We start from the raw sequence: 25,298 nt of genomic DNA, 5'->3' as shown, positions 1-25,298 counted from the left end.
TTTCCTATTTTTATTATAGCAAAAAGACCTGGAAAGTAGTTTCCAGATCTTGCAATTCTTAGAAATAAACGGCCAGTCTACTGTTTTGATGTAGAAGTACTAAAGTCAACCTTTGGAGCTGTCTTGGCTTCTTCGCTTTCTTTGAAGGTTTCTGCTTCTTTAAAGTTCATCATATTAGCAAAGAGAACAGTTGGGAAGCTTCTTAATTTTTGATTGTAGTCAGTTGCTGCCTGGTTGTAATCCTTGCGGGCTACAAAAATACGATTTTCGCTTCCAGCCAACTCCGTCATGAGTTGTTCCACATTTTGATTGCTCTTAAGCTCAGGATAGTTTTCTGTCAACACAAGCAGGCGTGAAATAGCTGAACTCAACTCACCTTGAGCCTCTTGGTTTTCCTTTGAAGTAACAGAGCCATTCCCAATTTTTGCACGTGCTTCTGCAATCTGGGTGAAGACCTCTGTCTCATGGTTCATTTGTCCCTTTACAGACTCTACCAGATTTCCAATCAAGTCTGAACGACGTTGAAGGGCTGTCGCTACATTTGCTTGAGCTTGTTCTACCTTGGTCTGTTCGGAGACAAGACCGTTATAAGTACCTACGACCGAGCAACCTCCCAGCAAGATAATTGCTAGTAAAATGCTCAATACATAAATGATTCCTTTATTTTTCATATCTAAACCTACTCATTTCTTTAAATTTTATACTGACATTACCAATCATCAGATGAACCTCCACCATCAAAGCCTCCGCCGTCCCAGCCACCAGAAGAATCTGAACCTGAGTCTGACCAAGATGAACCCGAATCGGATGAGTCACTAAACCACCAGCCGCCATCAGAGGAGTCTCCTCCTCCGCCACCTCTACCTCTGATAATGGCAATAATGACTCCAATGAAATATATTACCGTCAGGAACATAAAGAAATCTTTTATGGGGTCTTTTTTTTGTCGGCGACTTGATGAATCGCTTCTTTCTCGATTAGATTTTTTTCCACTGATGCTATCGGAGTAACGTCTGATTTTTGCAGAAGCATCTGCAAATGACGTATCATCAGACGAGAAGATTCCCGTTCCTTTATAAAACTGATTGTCCAAACCTTTGGCAATTGCCAGAATCCCCTTACTATAGTCTCCATTTTTAAAGTCCGTACGACTGGCTGCCAACAATTGCTTGGTTTGGTAGTCCGTTATTCTAATTGCGGTATTATTACTGGTTTCAATTCTTGATTTACGATCTTGAACAGCTACCACAATCAAACTTCCAAAATTATCTCCTGAATAACCTACCTTCCAGGCTCTAGCCGTCTCATTAGCGACCGTTTCAATGCTTTCTCCTTCAAGACTATCTACGATATAGACACCCACTTGAAGCTTTTCTGCCTTTTTACTATTGGCTTCATTCAAATCACGAATTTGTGTGATAGTGTCCTCTGTCAAATAATGATTTGGATCGTAGATACCATAGTCTGGTTTTTCAGGTGCGGTGAATGCTGATAGGAAGAGAAATACCATCAGCAATCCAAGGATACGCGCCAAGAAACTTTTCTTTAACAATCTATATTTTTTCATAATAACCTCCCTGTGCAAGGAAAATTGTTTAGAGAATTATAGCATTTTGATTTTTACAAAGAAAGTACATTTTCATTACAAATCTATGACAAGAACTAAGAAAATGATGTTTTTTTGATGACAAATCGGACTCTCTATTCTGCATTAAATGGTCTAAATTTCCACCATATTGACTGCAATCTCTAGAAGGAATAAGCAGAAGCACTCGGAATCAATCTTAGATAAATTTTGGATCTGTTGACAAGCCTTATTTCTTGGCATTATAGTTCATAAGATTTGCATTTCTTGATATCCAACAACTCATGACAAAAGAGAGGTTTTGAGAGGGAGGAATTCCTCTGTACTACACCCTCGAAAAATTTAACTTTCGGGGTCTATACATTCTTAAATCTACTAGTCTTTGTATTCTTGGGGAGAAAAATTTCAGATCGATAAAAAATTTTCAGAAATTTTTATTTTACAATATGATAAAAAATATAGTCATCGATATATTTATCTACTGATCAACCATTTTTAACGTTTTTTCCGTTATTCTCAAAATTTTCAAATCACTTGATGAATTTATGATGTTTTAGCACTCTCTGTTAGGGATGCTAATTCACCGGATAATTTATTTTCAAAATAAATATAAGCTTCATCTGTCGTAGCGTTCAAATTATCTATTCACATGCTTTTTATAGTGAAAACTTCTACATCCTACGCGATAATCTATCTCAAAATAATAATAATGATCTCTGCCATCCTTGGCATTTTCCTTGTTCAAGACAAAGTAGTTCTTTTGGTTGATGGCCATGGTTCGTAGAATGTCATCAATTAGGAAAGTCAGGGGTACATTCATGGCAGAGTATTTTTGGAAATCTTCTTCAAAACGAATGTAGTCATCTGAGAAATAATCCATCTGCAATTTATTTTCATATAGCTCTTTTCTAGTCATGAACTTCCTCCTGACATAATTGAATTGCGAGAATATCATCTACCCTTATCAATCTATAGCCCTCATCCGTTTTAACAGAGATTTCTTGAGGAGATAATTCTCTTACTTCACCCAATATCGTGCTTTTATGATTTTTCTCCTTGACCACAAAAGAGCCTTTTAGTCGTCCGACGTAGAGCTGGGAAAGTAACAACAACTTCTCAACTGGATTCAAATCAGTCGACAAATCGACACGATTTTTTTCTTCACTGAGTGAACTCGTATGCTCCGATAAGAAAAATCCCATCCACTTCTGCATTCCTGGATCCTGGTAGTCCCTCGCGGATTGAAAAGGTAAGTAAGAACGATCAATCATTTGAGTCCATCTAATCCTCCAGCAGAATGCCCTCCGATCAGCTTACTTCTGGCAATACTTCTCGAGGCATCCTCTAAGGCAGTCGCCTTCAAGAGAGAAGTAAATCCGAATTGCTCTCGAATAGAATCAATGGCCGTCTGGAGCCTTTCTTCTTTTTCTAGCTTGTCTACATCATCAAAAAGGGAAATCAAAGCAAAGGATTCGTCCACAAATCCTGAATAACTGATGGCAACACTTCTGACGGCCCCAGAAGTGTATTTACTATGGAATAATTTCAATACATAGCTGACCAAAATACTGGTGTTATTGGTCGGCTCAATCTTCATCTGGGTATGGATGGAGCGTTTCTGTTCCTGTTTGGAGAAACCAAGATGGATAGATACCACTGTCGCCTTTTTACTAGCTCTTCGAAGCCTGATAGCCACCTGCTCAGCCATCTCTCGGAGTATAATTTCGATATCTCGCTGTTTGACATAATCTCTAGGTAAAATTTGTGAATTGCCCAAGCCGTGAGATTTGGCTTTATAGGGCTTGTGAACATTACTCTCATCAATTCCATTGGCATGGAACCACAAGCGAAGTCCAGCTTGACCAAGTTCCTTCTTCAGGACATCCGGATTGCTATTGGCTAATTCCTTAATCGAATAAATCTCCAAGCTATTCAAGCGCTTCTCCATCCGATGCCCAATCCCCCAAAAGTCGGTCATCTTTGGAATAGCCCAGACCTTATCTTCCACATCTTGATAGGACCAGTTGGCCCTCATAGTCGGTGTGTGCTTAGCTTCATTATCCAAGGCTAGCTTAGCAAGCAGAGGATTGGCATTAGACATACCCACCGTCGAGTAAATCCCCGTCTGCCGCCAGATGTCCCTCTGGATACTAGCCGAAAGCATATCCAGCTTATCTTTGCAAGAAATCTGCTGGTCTGGGACAAAATAATTGAGCGAACTAGTCAGATCGATAAAACCTTCATCAATAGAGTAGGGATAAATATCATCTGGACTGCCATAATTCTGAAAAATACGCTGGATGTCCATATTGACCGCGATATACTTATCCATCCTAGGAGGGACAATGACGGTCACCCGAGCCCAATCTTCGATAAATTTCACATAATCCGGGTCTGTCCGTAAGCCTTGTTTTTTGGCATTACAGTAGGAAAATTTACGCGTCTTAATATCAAAGGGCAGGTCATAGGCACGTCCGACATTTGCTTTCCCAAAAACCTTTTTAAACATAGGCGAGGAGGCAAGGATAAGCCCAACAGAATTATCCGCCCGGCTCATGACACAAAGGGAGGTTTTGAGGGGATGGAGTCCTCTTTCTACACACTCAACACTGGCATAAAAGGACTTCATATCGACAAAGGCAATATCACTTTTGGGCTCTCTGGAATAATCAAAGTAGCCCATAGGCTATCCCTCCATGGGTACGAAATTGCCCACGATAATTCCCACAATCCGCGGATCTTCTTCGTAAGAAATATGAATATCCTTGTATTTAGGATTGATGGAGACCAAACGTAAGCCATCTTCTTCTCGATAGACCCGTTTGATATAGGTCTGGTTATTGCAAACCACTGCATAGACAGCACCGTCATAATCAAATCCGGTCTCTCGAATCAGGGCTACTGATCCATTTTGATATTTGGGTTCCATGGAATCCCCTGATACCCAAGAAGCAAAATCATGAGCTAGTTCTTCATTGAAATAAACCATATCAAAGTTTCGATCATCATAAACTGAAGCTCCGATACCGGCTGACATACGTTCGTAGACATGATACTCGAAAAGTTTTTCTGGCATAGCTACCACCTTCTTAGCTTGTTCTTCTTGGACCAGGTTGCGAGCATAGACTACCACCTTCTCTTTCCCTTGATTGGAAAGACTATTATAGAGACGGACAATTTCGATTTGAGTAAAATAGCCTTTTGGTACTTTTAAAAGATCTTCTAGTTGAGCAACCTTCTCTTTAGAAGGCTCCTTGACTCCACGTTCCCAAGCTGAATAAGCCTGAAAACTAATCCCAAGCTGCTTTGCAATCTCTTTCTGTGTTAGCTTTAGCTCTTTTCTCCTAGCCTTAAGTTTTTCTGGTTGGTACATATTTTACCTCCTAGTGTTATCTTTCATCCTAGGTTGATTCTATTTTTGAAATTCAACCATTTTGATTTAGTTTTATTATATAAAAAAAGTAGACGAATGTCTACTAGGAATGTTGAGGTTTAGCAGACGATTGGGAATGATGATGCTATAGATTCCTTATCTCAAATACTGCCGTATGAATCCACTCGTTATTCATTTGAAAGTCATTTTCTATGATTTTACTAAAGGTAAAACCATTTTTTAAAAGCACTATCTGAGAGGCCTGATTGTCCCTTGCCGTCCCTGCGATAATCTTATGTAAACCATAAGTAGTAAAGGCCTTTTCTAAAACGAGTTTAACTGCTTCGCTTGCATATCCTAAATTAGTAACAATTTCTCCAATCCTATATCCAAGTTCTGCTGTTTTCCTATCCTTCCCTAAAATACTTAAATTGATTCTTCCAACCATAGTGCCTTGTGCATCTCTAATAAGATGCATATAGACATCATGATTCTCTTGTTCCCTTAACAATTCCCTTGTAATTTCTTTAAAACCTTCTAAGTCAAAATAGTGGGCTGGTCTAGGAGGTAAACTTCGCTCAAAATACTCCCGATTTTCTTTTTCAAAAGAATAAATATCTATACTATTTTCTTCAGACATCAGCTCTAAACTTATCATTGTAAACCACCTCCTATCATTCTATAAATTCAAATGTACTCATGTTCACACAAAGTGACATTTACAGAATTTACAGAGATATCTTAATTTATTCATATCGTATCTACATTATAACACAACATACTATGAAGAAAAATAATACCCGTCAAGGTCCTCATAAATTCCAACATCTTGCTAAACAAGCTGGAACGCTTATGGAAGCTATTTTTGAAGTATACTTGATTAACCTTCATAAAATGATCATGACTCACAAATAAAGAAGAAAACCATCTCAAATTTGATGAGATGGTTAATCATTTAGTCTACTTTATAAAAAACTTGTTCTGAACTAGTTGGAGCAGCTTGACCAGCAATCAGCCTATTTTTAGTTAAATCAGTATCTAACCCAGGCATAATAAGTCCAGCAGGATAAATACTCATTCCATAGCCTGAGATACCATCTCTAATGCTAAATTCAATCGTTCCATGGCTACCCATGCTCTTTTTTTCAATGTTTCCACTGTTTACTAGTCCATTTTTATCGAATGTAAACTCTTGTCCAAGCCCATTTCTCCAAGTTCCAACTAGAGTCGAGAAATCTCCATTTAGAATGGCTTGCTCATCTATTTTTTGTGATCCAGCATTCGTTTGCTCTTCTTGTGTCGAGAGTTTTTCCTCCGTAGTCGTAACACTATCTTGAGTAGTCGTTGTACTAGTGGTTGTTGTACTAGTGGTAGAAACCTGTTCTGTTGTAGCATTTACTGCTTCTACATCTTGCTTCTTATGATTAAAGAAGAACAAAGAACTTATCAGTACTATAGCAATTAAGCAACTTAACAGAATCAAAATCCAATTGACGCCTTTTCCTATTTTCATTTATAACCCCTTTATATTACTCGTATTTAATTATATCATACTAAACTCATACTAGGAAGAATTTGTATAAGACAAAGACTAGCGGTGTGATTTTTTGGGGGGTGAACTCTCTTATTGAGGATTAAAAAAGAACACCCCGAAAGGTGCTCTTTGTAAGTATAGTCATTCTTTCGAAGAACGTTTACTAAATTGTGATGCTTTACGAGCTTTTTTCAATCCTAGTTTGAAAAGTTTGGCTTTTAGGACAGCTCAAAAGCGCTTGATAGGAAACGTCCGAAGAGTTTCTGCCGATTTTGATTTCAAGAAATAGGAATAGATGTATCTATAATAGTGCAATTTCTTAATGCAAAACTTTCAATCCTATCCTCTTCCTTCTTATCCTAATAAAGTTTGTAATATTGGAATAACAACGATAAATAGAACCGTACTTAGAGTCACCACATTCGTAGAGAATTCCACATCTCCTTTTCCCTGATTAGCAAGGATCGGAAGAACAGCTAAAGCTGGTGTAGCGGACTGAATCATAAAGGTCTTAAATTCTGCTGTCGCCATATTTGGCGCAAAGAACTTCAATACAAGAAGCATGATTAGAGGAGCTAGGATAAAGCGTCCAACTAAAGTGACAATTGTATCTTTATCAAAAGTAATAGTTTTCAAGCCTGCCTTTGCAAGAACGATACCAATATAAATCAGAGATAAGGGAGTTACGATATTTCCAACATAGGTTAAGGTATTCGTTGCGAAATCTGGAATAGAGATTCGGAGAATCAAAAATAGCAGAGCCACAAGAAAACCTACAAGCGGAGCTGGTAGCAATTTCTTCCAGTCAAATTTACTTGTCTCCTTGCTTTGACCCGATTTACTGTCACTCGTCATCAAATACACGCCCAATGTCCAGGTGGAAATCGTGTTGGTGATATAGTAAATTAAGAAATATGGAAGAGCCTGATCCCCAAAAAGAGCAACGTTTAAAGGTAAACCAATAAAAATAGTGTTGGCATTCACAAAGGTATTAATCATGGTTCCTCGTCGTCCTGGACGAACCTTGAAAAGCCTAACTGCAATATAAGCTACGATATAGCCCAAGATAAAGGCCACAAATGTATAAAGGAGACCTCCAGAAAGACTGATTAGTTTATCTAGTGTTAGGTATTTCATCACCGACACAAAGATTGACGCTGGCAAGGCTACATTCATGATCAAACGAGATAGGTTAGGTCCAAAGGCATCTCCAAACCATCCCTTCACCTGAAGAATATACCCCAAAACAATAATAGCGATAATCGGAATGATACTCGTAATCGAGGTTAAAAAGAGTGACATAGGTATCCTTTCTAAATTACTTAAGTCCACAGCCCATACAAATCTGTCGCTAGCAAAGGATAGACAGCAGCAACGAATTATTTATACTCTGGATACCACTTCAAATCACGAACTGCTTTGGCCATATCTGTTTCCTTAGCACGCGCAAGACCTTGCTCTTGTGCTTTTTTAGCGACTGCTTCTGCTACTTTAATAGAAACATCTGCTACATACTTGAACGGTGGCAAGACAGGAGCTCCTGGTTGGCCTGGATTGACAATACCACTCAATGAATGAGCTGCTGCTCCAATCATTTCATCAGTCAAAAGACTTGCTTCAGAAGCCAGCATACCTAGACCAAGACCTGGGTAAATCAAGGCATTATTGGCTTGACCAATCACATAGTCGACACCTTTATAAGAAACTGTATCAGCAGGAATTCCTGTTGCGACAAAAGCTTTGCCATCTGACCATTCAATCAAATCTTTGGCACTAGCTTCTGCTAGTTTGGTTGGATTTGACAAAGGGAAAATCATCGGACGTTCTGTATTTTCACACATAGCCTCTACTATTTCTTTAGTGAAGGTATTAGGCTGAGTCGAAGTTCCTACAAGAATGGTTGGCTTCACAGTCTTCACTACTTCAAGCAGGTCAGTCAACTTGTCTGCGTTACTAAAGTCAGCACGTTTCTTAGCAAACGGCTTTTGTTCAGGAGTTAGGTCATCCATGTCATCAAAGAGAAGACCTTGTTTATCAACCATAAAGAAACGTTTATAGGCTTCTTCTTCAGAAAGACCTTCACTCACCATTTCACGAAGAACACGAGCGGCAATTCCTGCGCCCGCAGTACCACCACCATAGCAGAGATAAACTTGATCTGTTAATTTTTCACCACTAATATCTAGTGAACCAAAGATACCACCCAAGGTAACGATTCCTGTACCTTGAATATCATCATTAAAAGTTGGAATTTGTTTCCGGTATTTTTCAAGAATATTGGCAGCATTCGAGCGGCCGAAGTCTTCCCAGTGAAGGTAGAGTTTAGGAAAGAGACGTTCTGCTGTTTGAACAAATTGGTCAATGAAGTCGTAGTAACGATCTCCGCGAACCCGTTCGTGACGATTTCCTAAGTAATTAGGATTATTACGAAGTTCTTCACGGTTAGTCCCTGCATCAATAACTAAAGGAAGGACCATAGAAGGATCGATTCCAGCAGCACCGGTGTAGACCATCAATTTCCCGACAGAAATATCGACACCATTTGTTCCCCAGTCACCGATTCCAAGGATTCCTTCTGCATCTGTTACAACAATAAGACGAATCTCGCGATCACCAGCAGCATTTTTCAAAGTAGCTTCAATATTTTCAGGATGATTGATATCAAGATATCCCGCATATTGGGGGTCTACAAAGAGGTCACTATAGCCTTCAATGGTATCTGCAATGGTTGGATCATATACAATTGGATTGAATTCTTCCAAATGTTGAGAAAAGAGGTAATAGAAAAGAGTCCGGTTGGTATTAAAAATTTCCATTAGGAAAAGACGTTTTTCCAAATCATTGGCTTTTGTTTGCATTTGTGCATAAGTTTGCGCCGCTTGCTCTTCAATCGTTTGAACATACGGTGGCAGTAAACCAATAAGACCTAATTCCTTTCGCTCCTCTATGGTAAAGGCAGTCCCCTTATTCAGGAAAGGGTTGTTTAAAATATCATGTGCAGTCATAGTGCAACCTCCTTTTTACTTCTATTATACCACTTTAAATGAATTGTTCGGAAAACTTTGTTGTTTAAAAAATACGATTATACCCGCATATGTTATAATGAGTCTACGAGAACAATATTCTAATAAGCTCTTTTATACTTAAAACACTATTGTTAATGGCACTTTAAGTTGTTATATTTTATAAAGTTCTGAACTCATAAAACTCTCGATGATCACTCTTTACTAAAAGTTTCGAGTAAAAGAAACTAATCATACAAATTGGCAATCCGAATTAAAATAAATATTATATAAGTTTGTTATACAATACTTTGTATTTTTTAAGATGTTTTTTTGTCATGCAAAACTTGTATTCTATTTATATGACGAATAAAAACTATTTACAACAATATATTTCCCAAAAGGTGAAATATTTTCGAACACAGAAAAAAATGAGCCAGGAAGAACTTTCGGAACAAGCAGGACTTGGGCTTAAGTATATCAATCAACTTGAAAACCAAAATGTGAATCTGACCATTCACAGTCTTGAAAAAGTGATTGTCGCCCTAAAGATGACCCCAGAGGAATTTTTCAATTTTGATAGCCTTGAATCAACCTCTGATAAGACCGATAATCTTTCACTCAAAAGAATCAACATGAAGATTAAACAGCTCCCTATTGATAAACGAGAAAAGATGTTGGTCATTTTTGAAAGTATCTTAGATAACCTTTGATATCCCTGACTCACTTACATTTTAACCGGTGAATACTCGTATAGTCAAATTGTAGGATACGGATAAAATTTATTTATCTGGTGATTTCCACTTATTTTCCTTCTCCAACTAATGAAAGTGAGCCCCTATGAATTTAAAAGATCTACAATATTTTTATGACCTCTGCCAGCTTCAATCCTATACGGAAGTAGCAAAACAACACAAGGTCAGCCAACCATCTATTTCTTATGCCATCAAGCGCTTAGAGGAATCTTTTAATTGCAAATTGATTCACCACGATCCCTCGCATCGTTCCTTCAAACTAACTCCTCAAGGGCAAATCCTTCTAAAGCATACAGAAAAGATCTTACCTGAGGTCATTTCTACTCGCAAAGAAATCAATCGCTCCTTGGCCCAATACTCTACTGTAGGATTCCCTCCTATTATCATTCAGTATCTCTTTGCCGCCTTAAACGAAAAAGATAAATTCGATTTTTTAAAAAAAGTACGCCCTATCCGCGGTGGCTCCGTAGAGTTATTAAATCTTCTCCTCAAGGGAGACCTTGATGCAAGCCTACTCGGCTTGATTGAACCACTCAATCATCCTTCAATAGAGACTCATGAACTCTTTCATAAAGAACTGTATGTCGTTTTATCTAAGAACCATCCTCTTGCTACTGCTCCTTCCCTCACTTTTGAAGATTTAGTAGATCAATCCTTTATACTTTTAGACGAACATTTTGTTCACCTGAAAGCTTTTGAACTACTTAATCAAAAGCATCAAAACAAGGCAGAAATATTCTTTAAGAGTGACGACATTGTCATCATTAAAGAACTTTTAAAGAAAGGGATTGGCCTTAGTTTACTGGCTGATATCGCACTTTCTGATGAAGATGATGATTTAATAAAAATCCCTCTAATACCGGAGGACCAGATAACATTTACAGTTTATTATGCTTATCTCAAATCAGCTACACTGTCATCAGAAGTAGAAGCCTTATTTAATCTCATTAAATCATATGAATAGAAAAAACTCTAACTATCAACTACCTGATAGCTAGAGTTTTTTACATTATAGGTATTAGACTAAAGCACGAAGGAATAGGATATGATCGCCGAATTTTTCATTTACCCGATACCCTTCAAGGAGATTTCTAATCATAAATCCACAAGATATCAATAAAAAAGAACACCCCGAAAGGTGCTCTTTGTAAGTATAGTAATTCTTTCGAATTAACGTTTACTAAATTGTGATGCTTTACGAGCTTTCTTAAGACCTGGTTTGGAAAGTATGAATTTCAGTTGGACTAAAAACAGCGTAATATCAAGACTTTTCTCCGCTTTTATAAAAGCGTTTTTCCAATCAAATTCAACTAATTTTATCTAAATGGTGTGGATTTTACCCCCAAAATTACAGAGAATGGAGCTGATAAACACTAAACGTTCACACCATTAGTTAAATGATTTTTTTCATCATTTTTCTTAGATGATAGAACTTCTAATTTATTTCTTATTCAAGCAAAAACAACCTGCTATAAGTAAGAAAGAGGAAGATACAAGAAAAACACGGCGTAAAAACCGATTCAGTTCATTGTCCTCAATCCTTGTCTGCTTCATTTTCTTTTACGAGATCGTTTTGTGAATCTTTTTCAGAGAGTTTTTGATCAATATACTTGTCAATGTTTTCATAAAATTCCTTGGTCGCTTCACTATCTAATGTTGGCGAGTTCTGAACTTGATTCACTTTCAATTGAACAGATTGAATACCGTAAGAGGCTTGTTTTGGGTGGAGTGTTTCTAATTCTTCTTCTGAAATCGGATCTCCAACAACCGTCAAGACCAATTCATTGTTACTTGACTTGTAGACTTGATTAATAACCGTATAATTGGCGAACTCTTTTCCTACAAACTGTTTGATCCCTTCTTTGCGCGCTTGTTCTATTGTCAGAGTAACTGCCGAATAGCTAGCTGGAAGAATCAACAATACAATCAAAGAAATCAAGCCAATTCTCATTTTAATGCTCAGCTCTTTAAATGAAGTTAAAGGAGATTTTCTCATCAAAATTCTTGTTCCAACAATGTTGGCTAGCATGATAAAGACACAGTTGATCAAGAAAAGATAGAGAGCCCCCAATAAAAATCGTACATTCCCATTAGCTAAACCATAGCCAGCAGTACAGATAGGCGGCATCAAAGCTGTAGCAATGGCTACTCCTGGCACGATATTGTTTGCTTCTTTTTTCCTTGAACCGATCACACCAGCAATCCCACCAGCAATAGCAATGAGGACATCCCAAATGGTTGGAGAGGTTCGTGCAATCAACTCGCTACTTGCATAAGACAAGGGAGAAATCCAGAAATACAGAGTCGAGACAAGCAAACTGACCAACACTTGAGTCAATAAAACCTCTAGAGATTGCTTGATTAAACGCGTATCAAAAATAGCTAAACCGAATCCCAGTCCAACAATCGGTGTCATGAGAGGTGAAATCAACATGGCTCCTATAATGACAGCTGTTGAATTCATATTTAGTCCGATAGAGGCAATAAAAATTGCACACATCAAAATCGCTGTATCTCTCAATCGAACATGAAGGTCATCGTATAATTTCTCACGGTATTCCCGTGTTGAATAATTGGCAGTCATTTGTCCTCTCCTCTTTCCTTATTTAAATTGGTATAATAATTAAAAATAACAGCTGATAAACAGCCAAAAAATATGAGCCCATAAATCGTCAAGAAGACACTGGTAATCCTTCCAATCAAGGTCACAGCTAGGAGATCCCCGTAGCCGACAGTCGTCGAAGTCACAAAAGCATACCAAAGACCGTCTCCGTAATTTGTGATAGCAGGTTCAACTAGGAAAAGCACGCCTCCTGACCCAAAAACAAAGGTCACAAAACTCAGAGCAAACCGAGTAAAACCCGTAACCTGCATAATATGCCATAACATTTTTAAACGTTTCATTTGTTCTCCTTATTCATACTAGCTCCTGACCGAGCCGTTTTTTTCCAATAATCAAAGTGAAGATAGGACATGATCTCCATCAGAGAAAGATAGACAAACTGATAGATCTGATTTAAGCTGATTATCAACTGATATTGTTTGAAAAATGACTGGAAGAAAGACCAGATATGACTGTCTTGAATCAGTCCCTTCTTAATATCAGACAGGATATTAGCTAAAGCTCCCAAGGACTGAAACGGTAAATCCTTGACATTTATATAGATCCGGTCCACCACATCATTCAGACTGGTATCTTGGATGGCATGAAATTCTCCAAAGAGAACTCCTGCCGCTCCAAGAGTAGAAACAAATTCCACCAAATAATTTCTGAGGAAATTTTCTCAACCTTTTCCCATAATGTGTTTAGTGCCATCCATAACGATCCCAACCAGAAAAAGGAAAGAAAACAAGCAAAGAAATTTTGCCGTAAATCCCAAAAAGCTTCAAGACTTGGTGTTGTTGGTTTTTCTAACTCTAAAACCAAGATGGTCATAATAATTGCTAGAACAGCATCTGTCAATACAATTAATCTGTCTTTCTTCATCGGATTGCATCCCCTTTCTTTTTTGTAACATTCTATCTTATCGCATAATATTGGATATTCTTTCATAATCCGACTACAAACAAAAATAAACCAAAAAGTATGTCCCTATTATACTATATTTAACTCTAGAAGTATTCATCCATCTAATTAATAAATATATCATATTTCACAATAAATGAATACTATCAAAGATTCATCCCCTTTCACTTCATCATTTAGTGTTGCTTAGATTTATCAAAAACAACCAAATTTGTATTAATTTCAAGTATCACCTAGTTACAAAAATTTGGGATGAACAGAAAAAGCATCCCGTATTTTTGATACGAAATGCTTTCAATAAGTTTAAATAAGTTTTAACGTTTACTAAATTGTGATGCTTTACGAGCTTTTTTCAAGCCTGGTTTCTTACGTTCAACTTTACGTGAGTCACGTGTAAGAAGTCCTGCGCGTTTCAATGAATCGCGGAAGTCTGGGTCTACTTGAAGAAGGGCACGAGCGATACCGTGACGGATAGCTCCCGCTTGACCAGCGTAACCACCACCTACAACGTTAACGAAAACGTCGTATGAACCTACAGTTGAAGTAACTGCAAATGGTTGGTTGATTACAAGACGAAGGTCAGCGTGTGGGATGTACTCTTCAACATCTTTTTTGTTAACAGTGATTTTACCAGTTCCTGGAACAAGGCGAACGCGTGCAACAGCGTTTTTACGACGTCCAGTACCTGCATATTGTGCTTGTGACATACTTTATTGTTCCTTTCCTTAGATAAGTCCTGAAATATCAAGAACTTCTGGTTGTTGTGCAGCGTGAGTGTGCTCAGCTCCAACGAATACTTTCAATTTCATACCTTGAGCGCGGCCAAGAGTATTGTGTGGAAGCATACCTTTAACTGATTTCTCGATCAAACGTACTGCATTTTTAGAACGAAGTTCACCAGCAGAGATTGATTTCAATCCACCTGGGTGGTTTGAGTGAGCGTAGTAGATCTTATCAGATGCTTTTTTACCAGTCAATTTAACTTTTTCAGCATTGATAACGATTACGAAGTCACCTGTATCAGTGTGTGGTGTGAATGTTGGTTTGTTTTTTCCGCGAAGTACGCTAGCAACAACTGCTGAAAGGCGTCCAAGAGGTACATCAGTCGCGTCAACAACGTACCATTTGCGTTCTACTTGGCCTGGTTTAGCCATGAATGTAGTTTTGTTCATGATTTCTCCTATATGAATATCGTTTTTGTTTACAGGGCGGATGTTCCGGTCCGCAAGTTATTTGAAAGGTTCCGGGGCCTTACAAATGGGGTAAACAATACCGTCTACTATTGTATCAAAATTCTCAGATAAAAGTCAAGAGATTGGGAAAATATTTTTTTATTTCTGCCAGATTCTCAACCTTTTTTCTTCCTGTTCCTGAAGGATTGTCTGAAAAATTTTAGAGACTAAATAAATGGCGCAAGTCAGGAATAGGGTAACGACTAGATAATTGATCAGCCAACCATGATCTCCAACCAATGGTGGTTTTGTCAAAAAGCCATAATCTCCACCCGTCATTAGATTGACCACAAAGATCACCGCATTAAGCGAAGATGTGATGATTAGGGTCCGTTTGAAGTCCAATAAGCTAGCATCGTAGTCCTTCAAGAGATAAATCAAGGAATTTCCAAGAAGGGCTAAGTGTCCGAAAATAAAGGACAGGATAGCGATGTGGGGGAAGGGATAGGGATCTGGCACTGGATAAACAAAGGCTGCCAAAGTCCCAAAGGTTCCTAGCACAGCAAAATACTGTTTGACTCTAGAAACACCAGGAAGCAAAAGCACTATAAACATTGCCAGACGGCAATGATAAAAGGGTAGACTTTCTGTCAAAGGCATCTGATTTACCAAATACCAACCGTAAAGTAGAATTAATTGAACGGCCTGTAAAATCTGGAAAAATCGTTGACAAACTTTTTTCTCACCATAACGATAGGCAAGAAATACAGTCAATGCCAATAAAGTAAATAGACTTCCATACCAAAGAAGATCAAATTGGGGTGGCTCCGTCGGCTGCGTGCTAAATAAAGCATCCCAAACATTCATGTAACTTTCCTCATTTTCATATAAGCAGGCCTCTTACTCATCTCTATAGAGCCTAGCTTACATTTATTTCATATAATTTTGTGTAAAAGAAACTGTCGATTTTAATATAAAACAAAGCTTCTAATCGATATATTGTTCCCGCTCACCCTGATAGACCTGCCATAGAATTTCCATTTGTTCTTGGGTTATTCGTTTTTCAGATAGGGGTGGGAGATTCTTGATATCAAAAAATTCAAGTTCCGCAATTTCTTGATTTTCTTGAAATTGTCCATCCAATAACTGACAGTCAAAGACGAACTTGGCATACTGTTTGTTCTGAAGTTGAAAGCGGTTGGTATCAAAAACCGCCAATAAAGAACCTACTTCTGCCGAAAATCCTGTTTCTTCCTGAACTTCTTTTCGGATATTTTCCTTGGGAGAATATCCTACCTCGCCAAAGCCACCAGGTAATGCCCAAGTATCCTCTCCTTGTCCTCTAACCAGGCAAATCTTCTGATTTTGAACAATCCATGCCCTTACATCCATCAAGGGAGTTGCATAGCTACCTGTTGGTTTTAAAATTGCAGTCAATTCCTCTTGATCGAGCTCCGTTTGATCCTGCAAGACACTCCATAAAATCTGACGTAAATCCTCATAACGTTCACGGTCATAAGGATCCTTTGAATAGGTCAACCCAGTATCAGTGATAGCTAACATTCTCTGAATAGCTTTGGCGAAATCAGTTGTACTCATTTTCTAAACTTTCTACTAGCTTGGCTAGATTCATAGAGTTCGAACCTTTAAGCAGAATCTGGTCATGTGCGCCAAGACTTTCCTTGACCTGCTTAACCATAGCTTCAAACTGGTCCTCATCGGCTGTTTTCTTGAAGTAGTACACATGGCCGATTGGGAACATTTGACTGGCTAGTTGAGCCAAGTCAGCGATGTCTTCACCGTAGAAAATTACGGTATCAAGGGCATCGGGTGTAATGCTCAAAATCATTTGATTATGAAGTTGAACAGACTGGTCTCCAAGCTCCTTCATATCCGCCAGAACTGCGAGTTTCTTACCACCTTCATTGGCTGGGATGGCAGAAAAGGTTTCTAAAATCAACTTCATGGCAGTTGGATTGGCATTGTAGACATCTGATAGGATATCCGCACCGTTGGCTGCTTTTTTCCACTCGGTACGATTACGAGTCAATTCAAGATTTTTGAAGGCTTGACGGATTTGCTCTTCAGTCACTCCTTCTTGAAGAGCAACATAAGATGCAATCATGGCATTGGTCGCATTGTACTTACCAGTCACAGGCAGATCAAGGGATTGTTCCAAGAAATTAGCCTTGAAAGTCAAGCTATCCTTACGCTCAATCAATTCTGTAATTTCGAGTTCTGCACCTGGACCAAAACGAACCACTTTTTGCTCAGCAGGTAGATAATCCTCTACAATAGGATCAGCTGGTGCTAAAAGCAAGGCACCCTGCTCCATCCCATCAGCGATTTGCAATTTCCCTTTGGCAATTTCAGAACGGTCCTTAAAGAAGGCCAAATGAGCTTCTCCTACCAAGGTCACAATAGCTGTCTTTGGATGAGCTAGTTCAGATAAGAGATGGATGTCTCCTAGGTGATCCTGTCCCATTTCCAAGACCAGCTTTTCAGTGTCATCTGGCATATGGAGAACAGTGTAAGGGAGGCCAATCTCGTTATTGTAGTTCCCTTGTGTTTTGTAGGTTTTGTAGCTTGTAGAAAGCAAATGAGCCAACATATCCTTGGTCGTAGTCTTCCCATTTGAACCTGTGACAGCAAAGACATCGACACCAGTCTTTTGAAGATAATAGGCCGCAAGTGCTTGAAAGGCAGTTAGGACATCTTCTACCAAGATATAAGGATGGTTTGCTACTTCCTTTTCTGATAGGGTTAGAACTGCGCCATTTTCAAAAGCTGTCTCGATAAAGTCATGACCATCACGCGCCCCCTTGAGTGGCACAAATAAATCCCCAGCTCCAATCAAACGACTATCAAACTCAGCCTTGACTAGTGGGCTATCCACATAGCTAGTCACATCATTTTTTGCACCGACGACACGCGCAACTTCGTGAATCGTAAGTTTCATATTTACTCCTTTAAAAAGGGGCAAGGAGTCCTTCCCCGCCCTTATAGCTATCTTTACAATAGGTGCGCTTCACGTTTATTAAAGCTTTCTTTAGCAAGGTCAACCAAACGCTCGATTAGTTCTGGATAGCTAATCCCCATATTGTCCCAAAGCAAGGGATACATAGACCATTGGGTAAATCCAGGCATAGTGTTAAGCTCGTTTAGGAAAACTTCTCCCTTATCTGTATAGAAGAAATCACAACGTGATAAGCCAAGTCCACCAATAGCACGGAAGGCAGTTTCTGCATTTTTACGCATGACTGCTACTACATCATCACTAATCTTAGCTGGGATATCCATAGTAATCTTGTTATCGATATACTTGGCTTCATAGTCATAGAAGGCTACGTCTTTGACAACTTCACCAGGTAGCGTGCTCTTAACATCATAGTTCCCTAAGAGACCAACTTCGATTTCACGTGCATTGACTCCTTGTTCTACCAAGACACGACTATCGTACTTGAAGGCAAGCTCGAGAGCTTGATGGAGTTCCTCTTTATTTTCAGACTTAGAAATCCCTACACTAGAACCCATATTGGATGGTTTGGTAAAGACTGGATAGGTTAATTTTTCTTCAACTTCTGCAATCTTAGAAGCCAAATCATCCCCTTCAACAATTGCTACGTAAGGAACTTGGGCAATCCCAGCAGACTCTAATACACGCTTAGTTGTGATTTTATCCATGGCAAGGCTTGAAGATAGGATGTTACAACCGACATAAGGCATTTTCAAGACTTCTAAGAAACCTTGAACGGAACCATCTTCTCCCATAGGTCCATGAAGAACTGGAAAAACAACCGCTCCTTCTTCGTAGATAGCACTTGGAGCAATTTTCTTGTCCCAATCGATCGTTTCATTGGTCATGAGACGTTCATCTTGTCCAGGAGTTTGGGTAAATTCTTGGGTTTTGATAAAGTCTCCAGACTGGCTGATAAAGAAAGTTTTTACTGCGAAACGATCATAGTTAACTGCACGCATGACACTCTCAGCTGACAAGACAGACACTTCACGTTCTGCACTGCGTCCACCATATAATAGAATAATTGTTTGTTTCATATGATTTGTTCCAATTCTAATAGAATACTCGTCCTTTAGTATATCACATTTGTCCTTTTTTTTAAACTTGTACAGCAAAAAACAAGAAAAGAGCCTGAATCAAAATGGGATTCAGGCTCTTTGTCCTTTTAAATGATTGTCTGCTAGTTCATTGCATCTATCCTTAACCTTACAGACTAGAGTTCTGTACGATTTTCGATGGCTCTTAGAAGTGTAACTTCATCTGCATATTCGATATCAGCTCCAACTGCTAGACCTCGTGCCAGGCGCGTAACCTTAATCCCTGCTGGCTTGAGAAGTCGAGAGATATACATGGAGGTCGCCTCACCATCAGCAGTGGCATTGGTCGCAACGATTACCTCTGAAACTTCGCTATCCATGAGACGAGTCATGAGACTTTTGAGATTGATATCGTCAGGACTAATCCCATTCATAGGGGAGATCAATCCGTGCAAGACATGATAGAGTCCGTGGTATTCTTGGATATTCTCCATAGCTGCTACGTCTCGGCTATCCTCTAATACTAGGATAGTAGTCTGGTCACGACTAGGATCCGTACAGATTGAACATGGATCATCATCTGTCAAGCGTCCGCAGATTGAACAATAGGTCAATTCTCGTTTAGCTGCCAGAAGATTTTTTGCAAATTCATTGACGTCATCATCCGGCATTCCAATAGTATAAAAGGCTAGACGGGTTGCTGTCTTAATCCCAATACCAGGAAGTTTGGAATAACTGTCAATCAACTTAGCAATAGGTGTTGGATAAAGCATGGCTTCCTTTCTAATTCATTGGATGGTGTTGGTTGTATAGATTGATAATGTCGCGAGCAATTGCTGGCCCAACATTTTTGGTTAAATTGGTATTATGAGGAAAGACTACTGCAACTGCAATTTGAGGATTTTCTGTTGGAGCATAGGCCACGGCATTGGTATTATTAGCTTTTTGACCACCAGCTACATAGCTTTCAGCTGTACCGGTCTTACCACTGATAGAAACAGTGGCGCCATCTGAAAACGCCCGTCCTGTCGTTAGGGGACTAGTTCCATGCGATACTTGGTAAAATCCTTGGTGCAAGATTGCCATATCTGATTCAGAAATATTAATTTTATTCATTTCGGTGCTAGTTGTTTGCTGAATCAAATTTCCTAGACCACCTTGCTCATTATTATCGTAGACTCCTTCTACGATATGAGGAGCCAAGCGAACACCATTATTAGCGATTGTTGCCACATACTGGGCCAACTGCATTGGTGTGTAGTTATCAAACTGTCCAAAAGCATTGTACAGATAATTAGCTAAATCAAAGTTTTTAGGAATAAATCCTGTTGATTCCTCTGGCAAGTCAATCCCTGTAGAAGCACCCAAACCATACTCACTAAAAGTCGCGCGTAGTTTTCCCATTGCAGACTCTAGTTTGTCGGTCTTAACTGTCATATCTGGTTGATAGGTTTGGCCCATCATTCCCAAAGCAGTTTGAATCATATAAGCATTAGAAGAGTATTCCAAAGCCTCGACTGCTGTAATCGGGAAAGAACCATAGGCAAGAGTATACCAAGAATTGATAGCTGGAGATCCTTGGAACACGATTGGTTGGTCTGTCAAGGTCTGGTTCCCCTTAAGAACACCATTTTCCCAGCCAGAGCTGATGGTAGCCGCTTTAACGACAGAACCCGGTACAAAGACATTGGTTACAGTCCCCAGCGAGTCTGAGGTCAATTCACCCGTTTCCAGATTATGTTTAATCCCTGACATAGCTAACACAGCACCCGTCTTAGGATTGAGCGCTACTGCATAGACACCTTCTGAATATTTTGCTCCACCATTTGATAGTTCTGAATCGAAGTAGCTTTTCAGAAGATTATCCACACTGTCTTGGAAGGTCAAATCAATGGTCAACTTAATGTTTTTGCCCTTGCTACCTTCTTCGACATTTTCCACACTCTCCATATCGCCATATTTGTCGAGATGGATTTCTTTTACGGTGCGCTTCCCTTGTAGAACTTCCTCATATTGTTTCTCAAGGTAAGAGGTCCCAACACGGTCATTGAGGGAATAACCTTTTTTAAGATAGGCATCTACCTCCTCAGCTGGAAGACCTGATTTCTCACTAGAGACACTTCCAACGATAGATGAAAGAGATGTTTCTAAAACTTTTCTATCCCACGAAGTTGAAATGCTAATACCAGGTAATTCCTTGGAAGCTGAAGCAATGATGGCCACCTGTGTGTCACTTAATGGATCGGTTTGAATATTCCCTGTCGCAAAATTACCAACTGCATTGAGCTGACTAAAGAGATAGATCACCTTTTTTTCATCCTCTGTATAATTAGTTTGGCTAGAGGTAACACTCTCAACAGCATTGTTATAAAGGTTCGATTCAGAAAGTTGATTACCATCTGAATCAAAACGCTTATCTTTTGGAAGAGCCTCTACCGTTTTTTTATAGACAGCTGGATCCGCTAGGTAATAGTCAGCCATTTGACGTTCTGTCAAATCTGGAGAGGAAACTGTTACATACGTTAAAAGTTTAGTAGAAATATCCTTTAAATCTGCAGCCGTCATTTTGTTGTTTCGTGTGAAAGCCACTACTTGTTTAACGGTATTTTCTACCAAAGGTTTTCCAGCTGCGTCATAGATTTCTCCACGAGCAGAACCCGTTGTTACCCTAGTTTGGCTAGCAGATGCTAACTTGGCTTCATAAAAATCCTTGTTCACGACCTGCATATAGAGCAAGCGACCAATGATGGTCATGAAAAGCAAAATAACGATTGCAAACAATAAATTAAGCCGAGTCGGTATCGAATGGCTATTAAATTTTCTCATACAAGTAGTCTCATTTCTAATCAAATTCTTACTCTTCATTGTACCATAATTTAAAGAGAAAATTATGGAAAAAGAAAAGACTTTTCCTTTTTATCCCAAAAACAAAGCAACTGTGGTATAATAGAAGTAAGCGCTATTTTATTTGTTAGGTTTTATTGACAAATAATGTTTAACAAATAACTACAAAGGAGTCCCATGAACAAGCCAGACATCTCTACGATTATTGATCTTCACTTTGAAGAAATGACCGATTTAGAGCAAGAGATTGCCCGCTATTTTTTGCAGGCAGATACCATTCATGATGACTTGTCTTCTCAGCAGGTCACTCAAAAACTTCATATTTCTCAGGCGGCTCTCACTCGTTTTGCCAAAAAATGTGGCTTTACAGGTTATCGGGAATTTATTTTCAAATACCAGCAACAAAAGGATACCCTTTCCGTTCCACAACAGGATATGAATCCTTTGACACAAAGAGTCTTGAGAAGCTATACAAATATCCGAGAAATGACACAAGAATTGATTGATGATGACCAACTGGAGCGCATTGCCCAAATGATTGATCAATCAGAACGCGTCTATTTTTTTGGGACTGGAAGTTCTGGCCTAGTTGCGCGTGAGATGAAATTGCGTTTCATGAGACTTGGAGTCGTTTGTGAAGCTTTAACAGATCCAGATGGTTTCGCCTGGACAACTAGTATCATCGATGAAAAATGTTTGGTCTTTGGTTTCTCCCTTTCAGGAACAACTCCATCCATCATTGACAGTCTACTAGACGCTAAAGACATGGGGGCTAGAACTGTTCTTTTTACTAGTACGCCTAGCAAGGAAACTCAGAACTTCACAGAAACTGTATTGGTAGCAAGCCAGAGCCAGGCTTCCTATATCCAACGCATTTCTGCCCAACTTCCTATGTTGATCTTAATCGATCTACTCTATGCTTATTTCCTAGAAATTGATCGTGAAAGTAAAGAAAAAATTTTTAACAGTTATTGGGAAAATAAAAAACTAAATGGCTATCGTAGACATAGAAAGTCTAGATAAGCCTTCATCCCTATCAAGTGAACAAGCATATGAGCAACCAGCGATTAAAGTCGCTGGTTTTTAGTTTGCTCAAGCCCTATAACTAATAACTTATGCACATAGAACTCTATACCTGATTCTTGATATAAAAAAGCGAACAAGACGGAATTCCGATTCTCAGAAAACTCGTTTTGCTCGCTTTTTATAATTGAGATTAGTTATTGGTTCCAATCTCTAAAGTTTGGACAGTTATTACAGCAGTTTCTTTAATATTCCGCAATAATTTCCACAAAATCTATACTTCCTCAGTATTTCTTGAGTTTGATAGATTCTATTCGTCTTCTTTTTTCTTTCCCATTGCAGCTAGACCAAGAAGTGCTCCTACAGCTCCCAAGCTTGCAAGGGTAGCAGTTTCTTTAGCGCCTGTCTCAGGGAGAATATTTTGACGATTTGCAGGTGCTTGATAAGTCTTATCTGGTGATATAGCCTGAGCCACATGCGACTGTTCATCCTTGTGTGTAGCGACTTCATGAATAGCTGCTTCTGAACCATTTACACCACCAGTAAATCCTGGAACTTGATGGATAGGCGCTTCCCCACCAGAAACTCCTCCTTCAAAGTTTGGAACTCTGTGGACAGATGCTTCAGAGCCATTCACACTACCAGTAAACTCTGGTACTTCATGGATAGCTGCTTCTGAACCATTCACACCACCAGTAAACTCTGGTGCTTCATGGATAGCTACCTCAGAGCCATTTACACCACCAGTAAACTCTGGTACTTCATGGATAGCTGCTTCTGAACCATTTACACCACCAGTAAACTCTGGCACTTCATGGATAGCTGCCTCTGTTTTGCCTGATTCTTCTTTCTTAGTTCCGACTAGCACAATCTCATCTTGCGCCACTTCAACAACTTCACGCAATTTTTCAGTACGGCTTCCATCTGGTGCTACTTCTGTTAAGATACGTTCCTTGCCTGCGCGACCTACCTGAGTTACGCGAGTTTCACCTTCTGGAAGAGTTGGATCTTCTCGTTTAACAGTCTTGAAGTTGAGAGCTTCTTCTACTACCTCAAGGCTTGGTTGAGTAAAGCTCAATTTTTTAACGCCATCACCTGGCATAGATGTTTCTTCAAAAGTACCAACTTCGATGACACGATCTTGAGCTTCTTCACGTTCAACCTTAACTGTCTTACGTGTATCTCCATCTACTTCTACATAGGTCGTTACTTGACCTGCTTTACCTTCTGAAACAACTTGTTCCTTGCCTTTGGCTAAGAAGGCATTCTCACGATGAACAGTATTAAAGGCGATTTGTTCTGTCGTTACTTCAAGACTTGGTTGCGTTTGAACTAATACCTTATCTCCTTCAGTTGGAAGATTTGAATGTTTTACTTCCTCTTTCGGAGTCGCTTGAAGCTGGTTGATAGAAGTTAAAGCTGCTTGCAAGGCCTTATCGACTGCATCCTGAGTCTTAGCTGCCTCAATAGCAGTAAGAGCTTGCTCTGATAATTCAACTAGTTTCTTCTTAGCTTCCTTATCATCACCTAGTTCTTTGGTCTTGTTTTGAATGGCCTCTGCCAAACTTGCCATTGCCTTATCGTAGTCAATCTTAGGCTCTTCTGGTTGGGCTGGTGGCTCTGGTTTTACTTCCTCTTTCGGAGTCGCTTGAAGTTGGTTGATAGAAGTTAGAGCTGCTTGCAAGGCTTTGTCTACCGCATCCTGAGTCTTGGCTGCTTCGATCGCTGCAATTGCTTGCTCTGATAACTCGACTAGTTTCTTCTTAGCTTCTTTATCGTTGCCTAGTTCCTTAGTCTTGTTTTGAATAGCCTCTGCCAAACTTGCCATGGCCTTATCATAGTCAATCTTAGGCTCTTCTGGTTGGGCTGGTTCCTCTGGTTTTGGTTCCTCTTTTGGAGTCGCTTGAAGTTGGTTGATAGAAGTTAGAGCTGCTTGCAAGGCTTTGTCTACCGCATCCTGAGTCTTGGCTGCTTCGATCGCTGCGATGGCTTGCTCTGATAACTCGACTAGTTTCTTCTTAGCTTCTTTATCGTTGCCTAGTTCCTTGCTCTTGTTTTGAATAGCCTCTGCCAAACTTGCCATGGCCTTATCATAGTCAATCTTAGGCTCTTCTGGTTGGGCTGGTTCCTCTGGTTTTGGTTCCTCTTTTGGAGTCGCTTGAAGCTGGTTGATAGAAGTTAGAGCTGCTTGCAAGGCTTTGTCTACCGCATCCTGAGTCTTAGCTGCCTCAATAGCAGTAAGAGCTTGCTCTGATAACTCAACTAGTTTCTTCTTAGCTTCTTTATCATCACCTAGTTCCTTGGTCTTGTTTTGGATGGCCTCTGCCAGACTTGCCATTGCCTTATCGTAGTCAATCTTAGGCTCTTCTGGTTGGGCTGGTTCCTCTGGTTTTGGTTCCTCTTTTGGAGTCGCTTGAAGCTGGTTGTT

At 39.4% G+C, this 25,298-nt stretch carries 27 protein-coding genes; 4 read left to right on the top strand and 23 right to left on the bottom strand.

Annotated elements, in window-relative coordinates; genetic code table 11:
• Positions 1 to 77: 77 nt before the first annotated feature.
• The 7 genes from ACESOD_RS04230 to ACESOD_RS04200 all read right to left on the bottom strand — a co-directional run bounded on the left by ACESOD_RS04230 (position 78) and on the right by ACESOD_RS04200 (position 5,616).
• Positions 78 to 671 (bottom strand): LemA family protein, encoded by a 594-nt coding sequence (locus tag ACESOD_RS04230; protein ID WP_000790850.1) that lies wholly within the window; start codon positions 669 to 671, stop codon positions 78 to 80.
• A gap of 38 nt (positions 672 to 709) precedes the next feature.
• On the bottom strand, positions 710 to 1,567 hold the full coding sequence (locus tag ACESOD_RS04225) for a TPM domain-containing protein (protein ID WP_373094195.1): 858 nt from the start codon (positions 1,565 to 1,567) through the stop codon (positions 710 to 712).
• Positions 1,568 to 2,222: 655 nt separating this feature from the next.
• The gene (locus tag ACESOD_RS04220; protein WP_373094193.1) at positions 2,223 to 2,501 is read right to left on the bottom strand and encodes a DUF5960 family protein; all 279 of its coding nucleotides are present in this window, start codon (positions 2,499 to 2,501) and stop codon (positions 2,223 to 2,225) included.
• Positions 2,494 to 2,856 (bottom strand): hypothetical protein, encoded by a 363-nt coding sequence (locus ACESOD_RS04215; RefSeq protein WP_373094192.1) that lies wholly within the window; start codon positions 2,854 to 2,856, stop codon positions 2,494 to 2,496. Before ACESOD_RS04215 ends, ACESOD_RS04220 begins: the two co-directional genes overlap by 8 nt.
• On the bottom strand, positions 2,853 to 4,268 hold the full coding sequence (locus ACESOD_RS04210) for a Y-family DNA polymerase (RefSeq protein WP_373094191.1): 1,416 nt from the start codon (positions 4,266 to 4,268) through the stop codon (positions 2,853 to 2,855). Before ACESOD_RS04210 ends, ACESOD_RS04215 begins: the two co-directional genes overlap by 4 nt.
• Positions 4,269 to 4,271: 3 nt before the next feature.
• On the bottom strand, positions 4,272 to 4,958 hold the full coding sequence (locus ACESOD_RS04205) for a helix-turn-helix domain-containing protein (protein ID WP_373094189.1): 687 nt from the start codon (positions 4,956 to 4,958) through the stop codon (positions 4,272 to 4,274).
• Between the two features lie 145 nt (positions 4,959 to 5,103).
• Complete coding sequence (locus ACESOD_RS04200) at positions 5,104 to 5,616, bottom strand: GNAT family N-acetyltransferase (RefSeq protein WP_373094187.1); 513 nt, start codon at positions 5,614 to 5,616, stop codon at positions 5,104 to 5,106.
• Between the two features lie 125 nt (positions 5,617 to 5,741).
• On the opposite strand from ACESOD_RS04200, the gene ACESOD_RS04195 reads away from it, so the two are divergent.
• Positions 5,742 to 5,873, top strand: a complete 132-nt coding sequence (locus ACESOD_RS04195) for a hypothetical protein (RefSeq protein ID WP_373094185.1) — start codon at positions 5,742 to 5,744, stop codon at positions 5,871 to 5,873.
• 40 nt (positions 5,874 to 5,913) lie between these two features.
• Here the strand turns inward: ACESOD_RS04195 and ACESOD_RS04190 are convergent, their stop codons facing one another.
• The 3 genes from ACESOD_RS04190 to ACESOD_RS04180 all read right to left on the bottom strand — a co-directional run bounded on the left by ACESOD_RS04190 (position 5,914) and on the right by ACESOD_RS04180 (position 9,497).
• On the bottom strand, positions 5,914 to 6,471 hold the full coding sequence (locus tag ACESOD_RS04190; RefSeq protein WP_373094183.1) for a DUF6287 domain-containing protein: 558 nt from the start codon (positions 6,469 to 6,471) through the stop codon (positions 5,914 to 5,916).
• A 375-nt stretch (positions 6,472 to 6,846) separates the two neighbouring features.
• Complete coding sequence (locus ACESOD_RS04185) at positions 6,847 to 7,794, bottom strand: AEC family transporter (RefSeq protein WP_373094182.1); 948 nt, start codon at positions 7,792 to 7,794, stop codon at positions 6,847 to 6,849.
• Between the two features lie 77 nt (positions 7,795 to 7,871).
• Positions 7,872 to 9,497 (bottom strand): malolactic enzyme, encoded by a 1,626-nt coding sequence (locus ACESOD_RS04180; protein ID WP_070460356.1) that lies wholly within the window; start codon positions 9,495 to 9,497, stop codon positions 7,872 to 7,874.
• Between the two features lie 359 nt (positions 9,498 to 9,856).
• On the opposite strand from ACESOD_RS04180, the gene ACESOD_RS04175 reads away from it, so the two are divergent.
• Complete coding sequence (locus tag ACESOD_RS04175) at positions 9,857 to 10,207, top strand: helix-turn-helix domain-containing protein (RefSeq protein WP_004250856.1); 351 nt, start codon at positions 9,857 to 9,859, stop codon at positions 10,205 to 10,207.
• 127 nt (positions 10,208 to 10,334) lie between these two features.
• Positions 10,335 to 11,213, top strand: coding sequence for a LysR family transcriptional regulator (locus ACESOD_RS04170; protein ID WP_373094180.1), 879 nt, complete (start codon positions 10,335 to 10,337; stop codon positions 11,211 to 11,213).
• Between the two features lie 570 nt (positions 11,214 to 11,783).
• Here the strand turns inward: ACESOD_RS04170 and ACESOD_RS04165 are convergent.
• From ACESOD_RS04165 to pbp2b, 12 genes are all read right to left on the bottom strand, one after another.
• A complete protein-coding gene (locus ACESOD_RS04165; protein WP_373094179.1) occupies positions 11,784 to 12,833 on the bottom strand; it encodes a DUF389 domain-containing protein in 1,050 nt (349 codons plus the stop codon).
• A complete protein-coding gene (locus ACESOD_RS04160) occupies positions 12,830 to 13,153 on the bottom strand; it encodes a potassium channel family protein (RefSeq protein WP_000825751.1) in 324 nt (107 codons plus the stop codon). The genes ACESOD_RS04165 and ACESOD_RS04160 overlap by 4 nt, the downstream gene beginning before the upstream one ends.
• A complete protein-coding gene (locus tag ACESOD_RS04155) occupies positions 13,150 to 13,509 on the bottom strand; it encodes a hypothetical protein (RefSeq protein ID WP_000397555.1) in 360 nt (119 codons plus the stop codon). The genes ACESOD_RS04160 and ACESOD_RS04155 overlap by 4 nt, the downstream gene beginning before the upstream one ends.
• The gene (locus ACESOD_RS04150; RefSeq protein ID WP_006151097.1) at positions 13,434 to 13,736 is read right to left on the bottom strand and encodes a TMEM175 family protein; all 303 of its coding nucleotides are present in this window, start codon (positions 13,734 to 13,736) and stop codon (positions 13,434 to 13,436) included. Before ACESOD_RS04150 ends, ACESOD_RS04155 begins: the two co-directional genes overlap by 76 nt.
• A 353-nt stretch (positions 13,737 to 14,089) precedes the next feature.
• Positions 14,090 to 14,482, bottom strand: coding sequence for a 30S ribosomal protein S9 (rpsI, locus tag ACESOD_RS04145; protein ID WP_000075969.1), 393 nt, complete (start codon positions 14,480 to 14,482; stop codon positions 14,090 to 14,092).
• A gap of 18 nt (positions 14,483 to 14,500) precedes the next feature.
• Positions 14,501 to 14,947 carry a 50S ribosomal protein L13 gene (rplM, locus tag ACESOD_RS04140; RefSeq protein ID WP_373094177.1) on the bottom strand — a complete coding sequence of 149 codons (447 nt, stop codon included), beginning with the start codon at positions 14,945 to 14,947 and terminating at the stop codon, positions 14,501 to 14,503.
• A 159-nt stretch (positions 14,948 to 15,106) separates the two neighbouring features.
• On the bottom strand, positions 15,107 to 15,814 hold the full coding sequence (locus ACESOD_RS04135) for a YwaF family protein (RefSeq protein WP_373094176.1): 708 nt from the start codon (positions 15,812 to 15,814) through the stop codon (positions 15,107 to 15,109).
• A gap of 120 nt (positions 15,815 to 15,934) precedes the next feature.
• Positions 15,935 to 16,546 carry an NUDIX hydrolase gene (locus ACESOD_RS04130; RefSeq protein ID WP_373094174.1) on the bottom strand — a complete coding sequence of 204 codons (612 nt, stop codon included), beginning with the start codon at positions 16,544 to 16,546 and terminating at the stop codon, positions 15,935 to 15,937.
• Positions 16,533 to 17,906 (bottom strand): UDP-N-acetylmuramoyl-tripeptide--D-alanyl-D-alanine ligase, encoded by a 1,374-nt coding sequence (locus ACESOD_RS04125; protein WP_373094172.1) that lies wholly within the window; start codon positions 17,904 to 17,906, stop codon positions 16,533 to 16,535. Before ACESOD_RS04125 ends, ACESOD_RS04130 begins: the two co-directional genes overlap by 14 nt.
• Before the next feature lie 53 nt (positions 17,907 to 17,959).
• Entirely contained in the window at positions 17,960 to 19,003 is a 1,044-nt protein-coding gene (locus tag ACESOD_RS04120; RefSeq protein WP_371620805.1) for a D-alanine--D-alanine ligase, read from the bottom strand.
• Between the two features lie 176 nt (positions 19,004 to 19,179).
• Complete coding sequence (recR, locus tag ACESOD_RS04115; protein ID WP_075228878.1) at positions 19,180 to 19,776, bottom strand: recombination mediator RecR; 597 nt, start codon at positions 19,774 to 19,776, stop codon at positions 19,180 to 19,182.
• A 10-nt stretch (positions 19,777 to 19,786) separates the two neighbouring features.
• Positions 19,787 to 21,829, bottom strand: coding sequence for a penicillin-binding protein PBP2B (gene pbp2b, locus ACESOD_RS04110; protein ID WP_373094169.1), 2,043 nt, complete (start codon positions 21,827 to 21,829; stop codon positions 19,787 to 19,789).
• Between the two features lie 195 nt (positions 21,830 to 22,024).
• On the opposite strand from pbp2b, the gene ACESOD_RS04105 reads away from it, so the two are divergent.
• Positions 22,025 to 22,870 carry a MurR/RpiR family transcriptional regulator gene (locus ACESOD_RS04105; RefSeq protein WP_373094168.1) on the top strand — a complete coding sequence of 282 codons (846 nt, stop codon included), beginning with the start codon at positions 22,025 to 22,027 and terminating at the stop codon, positions 22,868 to 22,870.
• Between the two features lie 310 nt (positions 22,871 to 23,180).
• Here ACESOD_RS04105 and ACESOD_RS04100 read toward each other — a convergent pair.
• On the bottom strand, positions 23,181 to 25,298 hold a 2,118-nt coding region (locus ACESOD_RS04100), incomplete at its 5' end, for an SIALI-17 repeat-containing surface protein (protein ID WP_373094166.1).

This window comes from Streptococcus oralis, assembly GCF_964238205.1.
GTDB classification, from domain to species: domain Bacteria; phylum Bacillota; class Bacilli; order Lactobacillales; family Streptococcaceae; genus Streptococcus; species Streptococcus oralis_CZ.
The sequence above is the reverse complement of the archived record's forward strand: the minus strand, read 5'-3'. Positions and strand labels throughout refer to the sequence as shown.

Excerpts from the sequence above, each read along its gene's own strand:
- ACESOD_RS04230 (WP_000790850.1), bottom strand. The coding sequence starts at position 671 with ATGAAAAATAAAGGAATCATTTATGTATTGAGCATTTTACTAGCAATT.
- ACESOD_RS04225 (WP_373094195.1), bottom strand. The coding sequence starts at position 1,567 with ATGAAAAAATATAGATTGTTAAAGAAAAGTTTCTTGGCGCGTATCCTT.
- ACESOD_RS04220 (WP_373094193.1), bottom strand. The coding sequence starts at position 2,501 with ATGACTAGAAAAGAGCTATATGAAAATAAATTGCAGATGGATTATTTC.
- ACESOD_RS04215 (WP_373094192.1), bottom strand. The coding sequence starts at position 2,856 with ATGATTGATCGTTCTTACTTACCTTTTCAATCCGCGAGGGACTACCAG.
- ACESOD_RS04210 (WP_373094191.1), bottom strand. The coding sequence starts at position 4,268 with ATGGGCTACTTTGATTATTCCAGAGAGCCCAAAAGTGATATTGCCTTT.
- ACESOD_RS04205 (WP_373094189.1), bottom strand. The coding sequence starts at position 4,958 with ATGTACCAACCAGAAAAACTTAAGGCTAGGAGAAAAGAGCTAAAGCTA.
- ACESOD_RS04200 (WP_373094187.1), bottom strand. The coding sequence starts at position 5,616 with ATGATAAGTTTAGAGCTGATGTCTGAAGAAAATAGTATAGATATTTAT.
- ACESOD_RS04195 (WP_373094185.1), top strand. The coding sequence starts at position 5,742 with ATGAAGAAAAATAATACCCGTCAAGGTCCTCATAAATTCCAACATCTT.
- ACESOD_RS04190 (WP_373094183.1), bottom strand. The coding sequence starts at position 6,471 with ATGAAAATAGGAAAAGGCGTCAATTGGATTTTGATTCTGTTAAGTTGC.
- ACESOD_RS04185 (WP_373094182.1), bottom strand. The coding sequence starts at position 7,794 with ATGTCACTCTTTTTAACCTCGATTACGAGTATCATTCCGATTATCGCT.
- ACESOD_RS04180 (WP_070460356.1), bottom strand. The coding sequence starts at position 9,497 with ATGACTGCACATGATATTTTAAACAACCCTTTCCTGAATAAGGGGACT.
- ACESOD_RS04175 (WP_004250856.1), top strand. The coding sequence starts at position 9,857 with ATGACGAATAAAAACTATTTACAACAATATATTTCCCAAAAGGTGAAA.
- ACESOD_RS04170 (WP_373094180.1), top strand. The coding sequence starts at position 10,335 with ATGAATTTAAAAGATCTACAATATTTTTATGACCTCTGCCAGCTTCAA.
- ACESOD_RS04165 (WP_373094179.1), bottom strand. The coding sequence starts at position 12,833 with ATGACTGCCAATTATTCAACACGGGAATACCGTGAGAAATTATACGAT.
- ACESOD_RS04160 (WP_000825751.1), bottom strand. The coding sequence starts at position 13,153 with ATGAAACGTTTAAAAATGTTATGGCATATTATGCAGGTTACGGGTTTT.
- ACESOD_RS04150 (WP_006151097.1), bottom strand. The coding sequence starts at position 13,736 with ATGAAGAAAGACAGATTAATTGTATTGACAGATGCTGTTCTAGCAATT.
- rpsI (WP_000075969.1), bottom strand. The coding sequence starts at position 14,482 with ATGTCACAAGCACAATATGCAGGTACTGGACGTCGTAAAAACGCTGTT.
- rplM (WP_373094177.1), bottom strand. The coding sequence starts at position 14,947 with ATGAACAAAACTACATTCATGGCTAAACCAGGCCAAGTAGAACGCAAA.
- ACESOD_RS04135 (WP_373094176.1), bottom strand. The coding sequence starts at position 15,814 with ATGAATGTTTGGGATGCTTTATTTAGCACGCAGCCGACGGAGCCACCC.
- ACESOD_RS04130 (WP_373094174.1), bottom strand. The coding sequence starts at position 16,546 with ATGAGTACAACTGATTTCGCCAAAGCTATTCAGAGAATGTTAGCTATC.
- ACESOD_RS04125 (WP_373094172.1), bottom strand. The coding sequence starts at position 17,906 with ATGAAACTTACGATTCACGAAGTTGCGCGTGTCGTCGGTGCAAAAAAT.
- ACESOD_RS04120 (WP_371620805.1), bottom strand. The coding sequence starts at position 19,003 with ATGAAACAAACAATTATTCTATTATATGGTGGACGCAGTGCAGAACGT.
- recR (WP_075228878.1), bottom strand. The coding sequence starts at position 19,776 with ATGCTTTATCCAACACCTATTGCTAAGTTGATTGACAGTTATTCCAAA.
- pbp2b (WP_373094169.1), bottom strand. The coding sequence starts at position 21,829 with ATGAGAAAATTTAATAGCCATTCGATACCGACTCGGCTTAATTTATTG.
- ACESOD_RS04105 (WP_373094168.1), top strand. The coding sequence starts at position 22,025 with ATGAACAAGCCAGACATCTCTACGATTATTGATCTTCACTTTGAAGAA.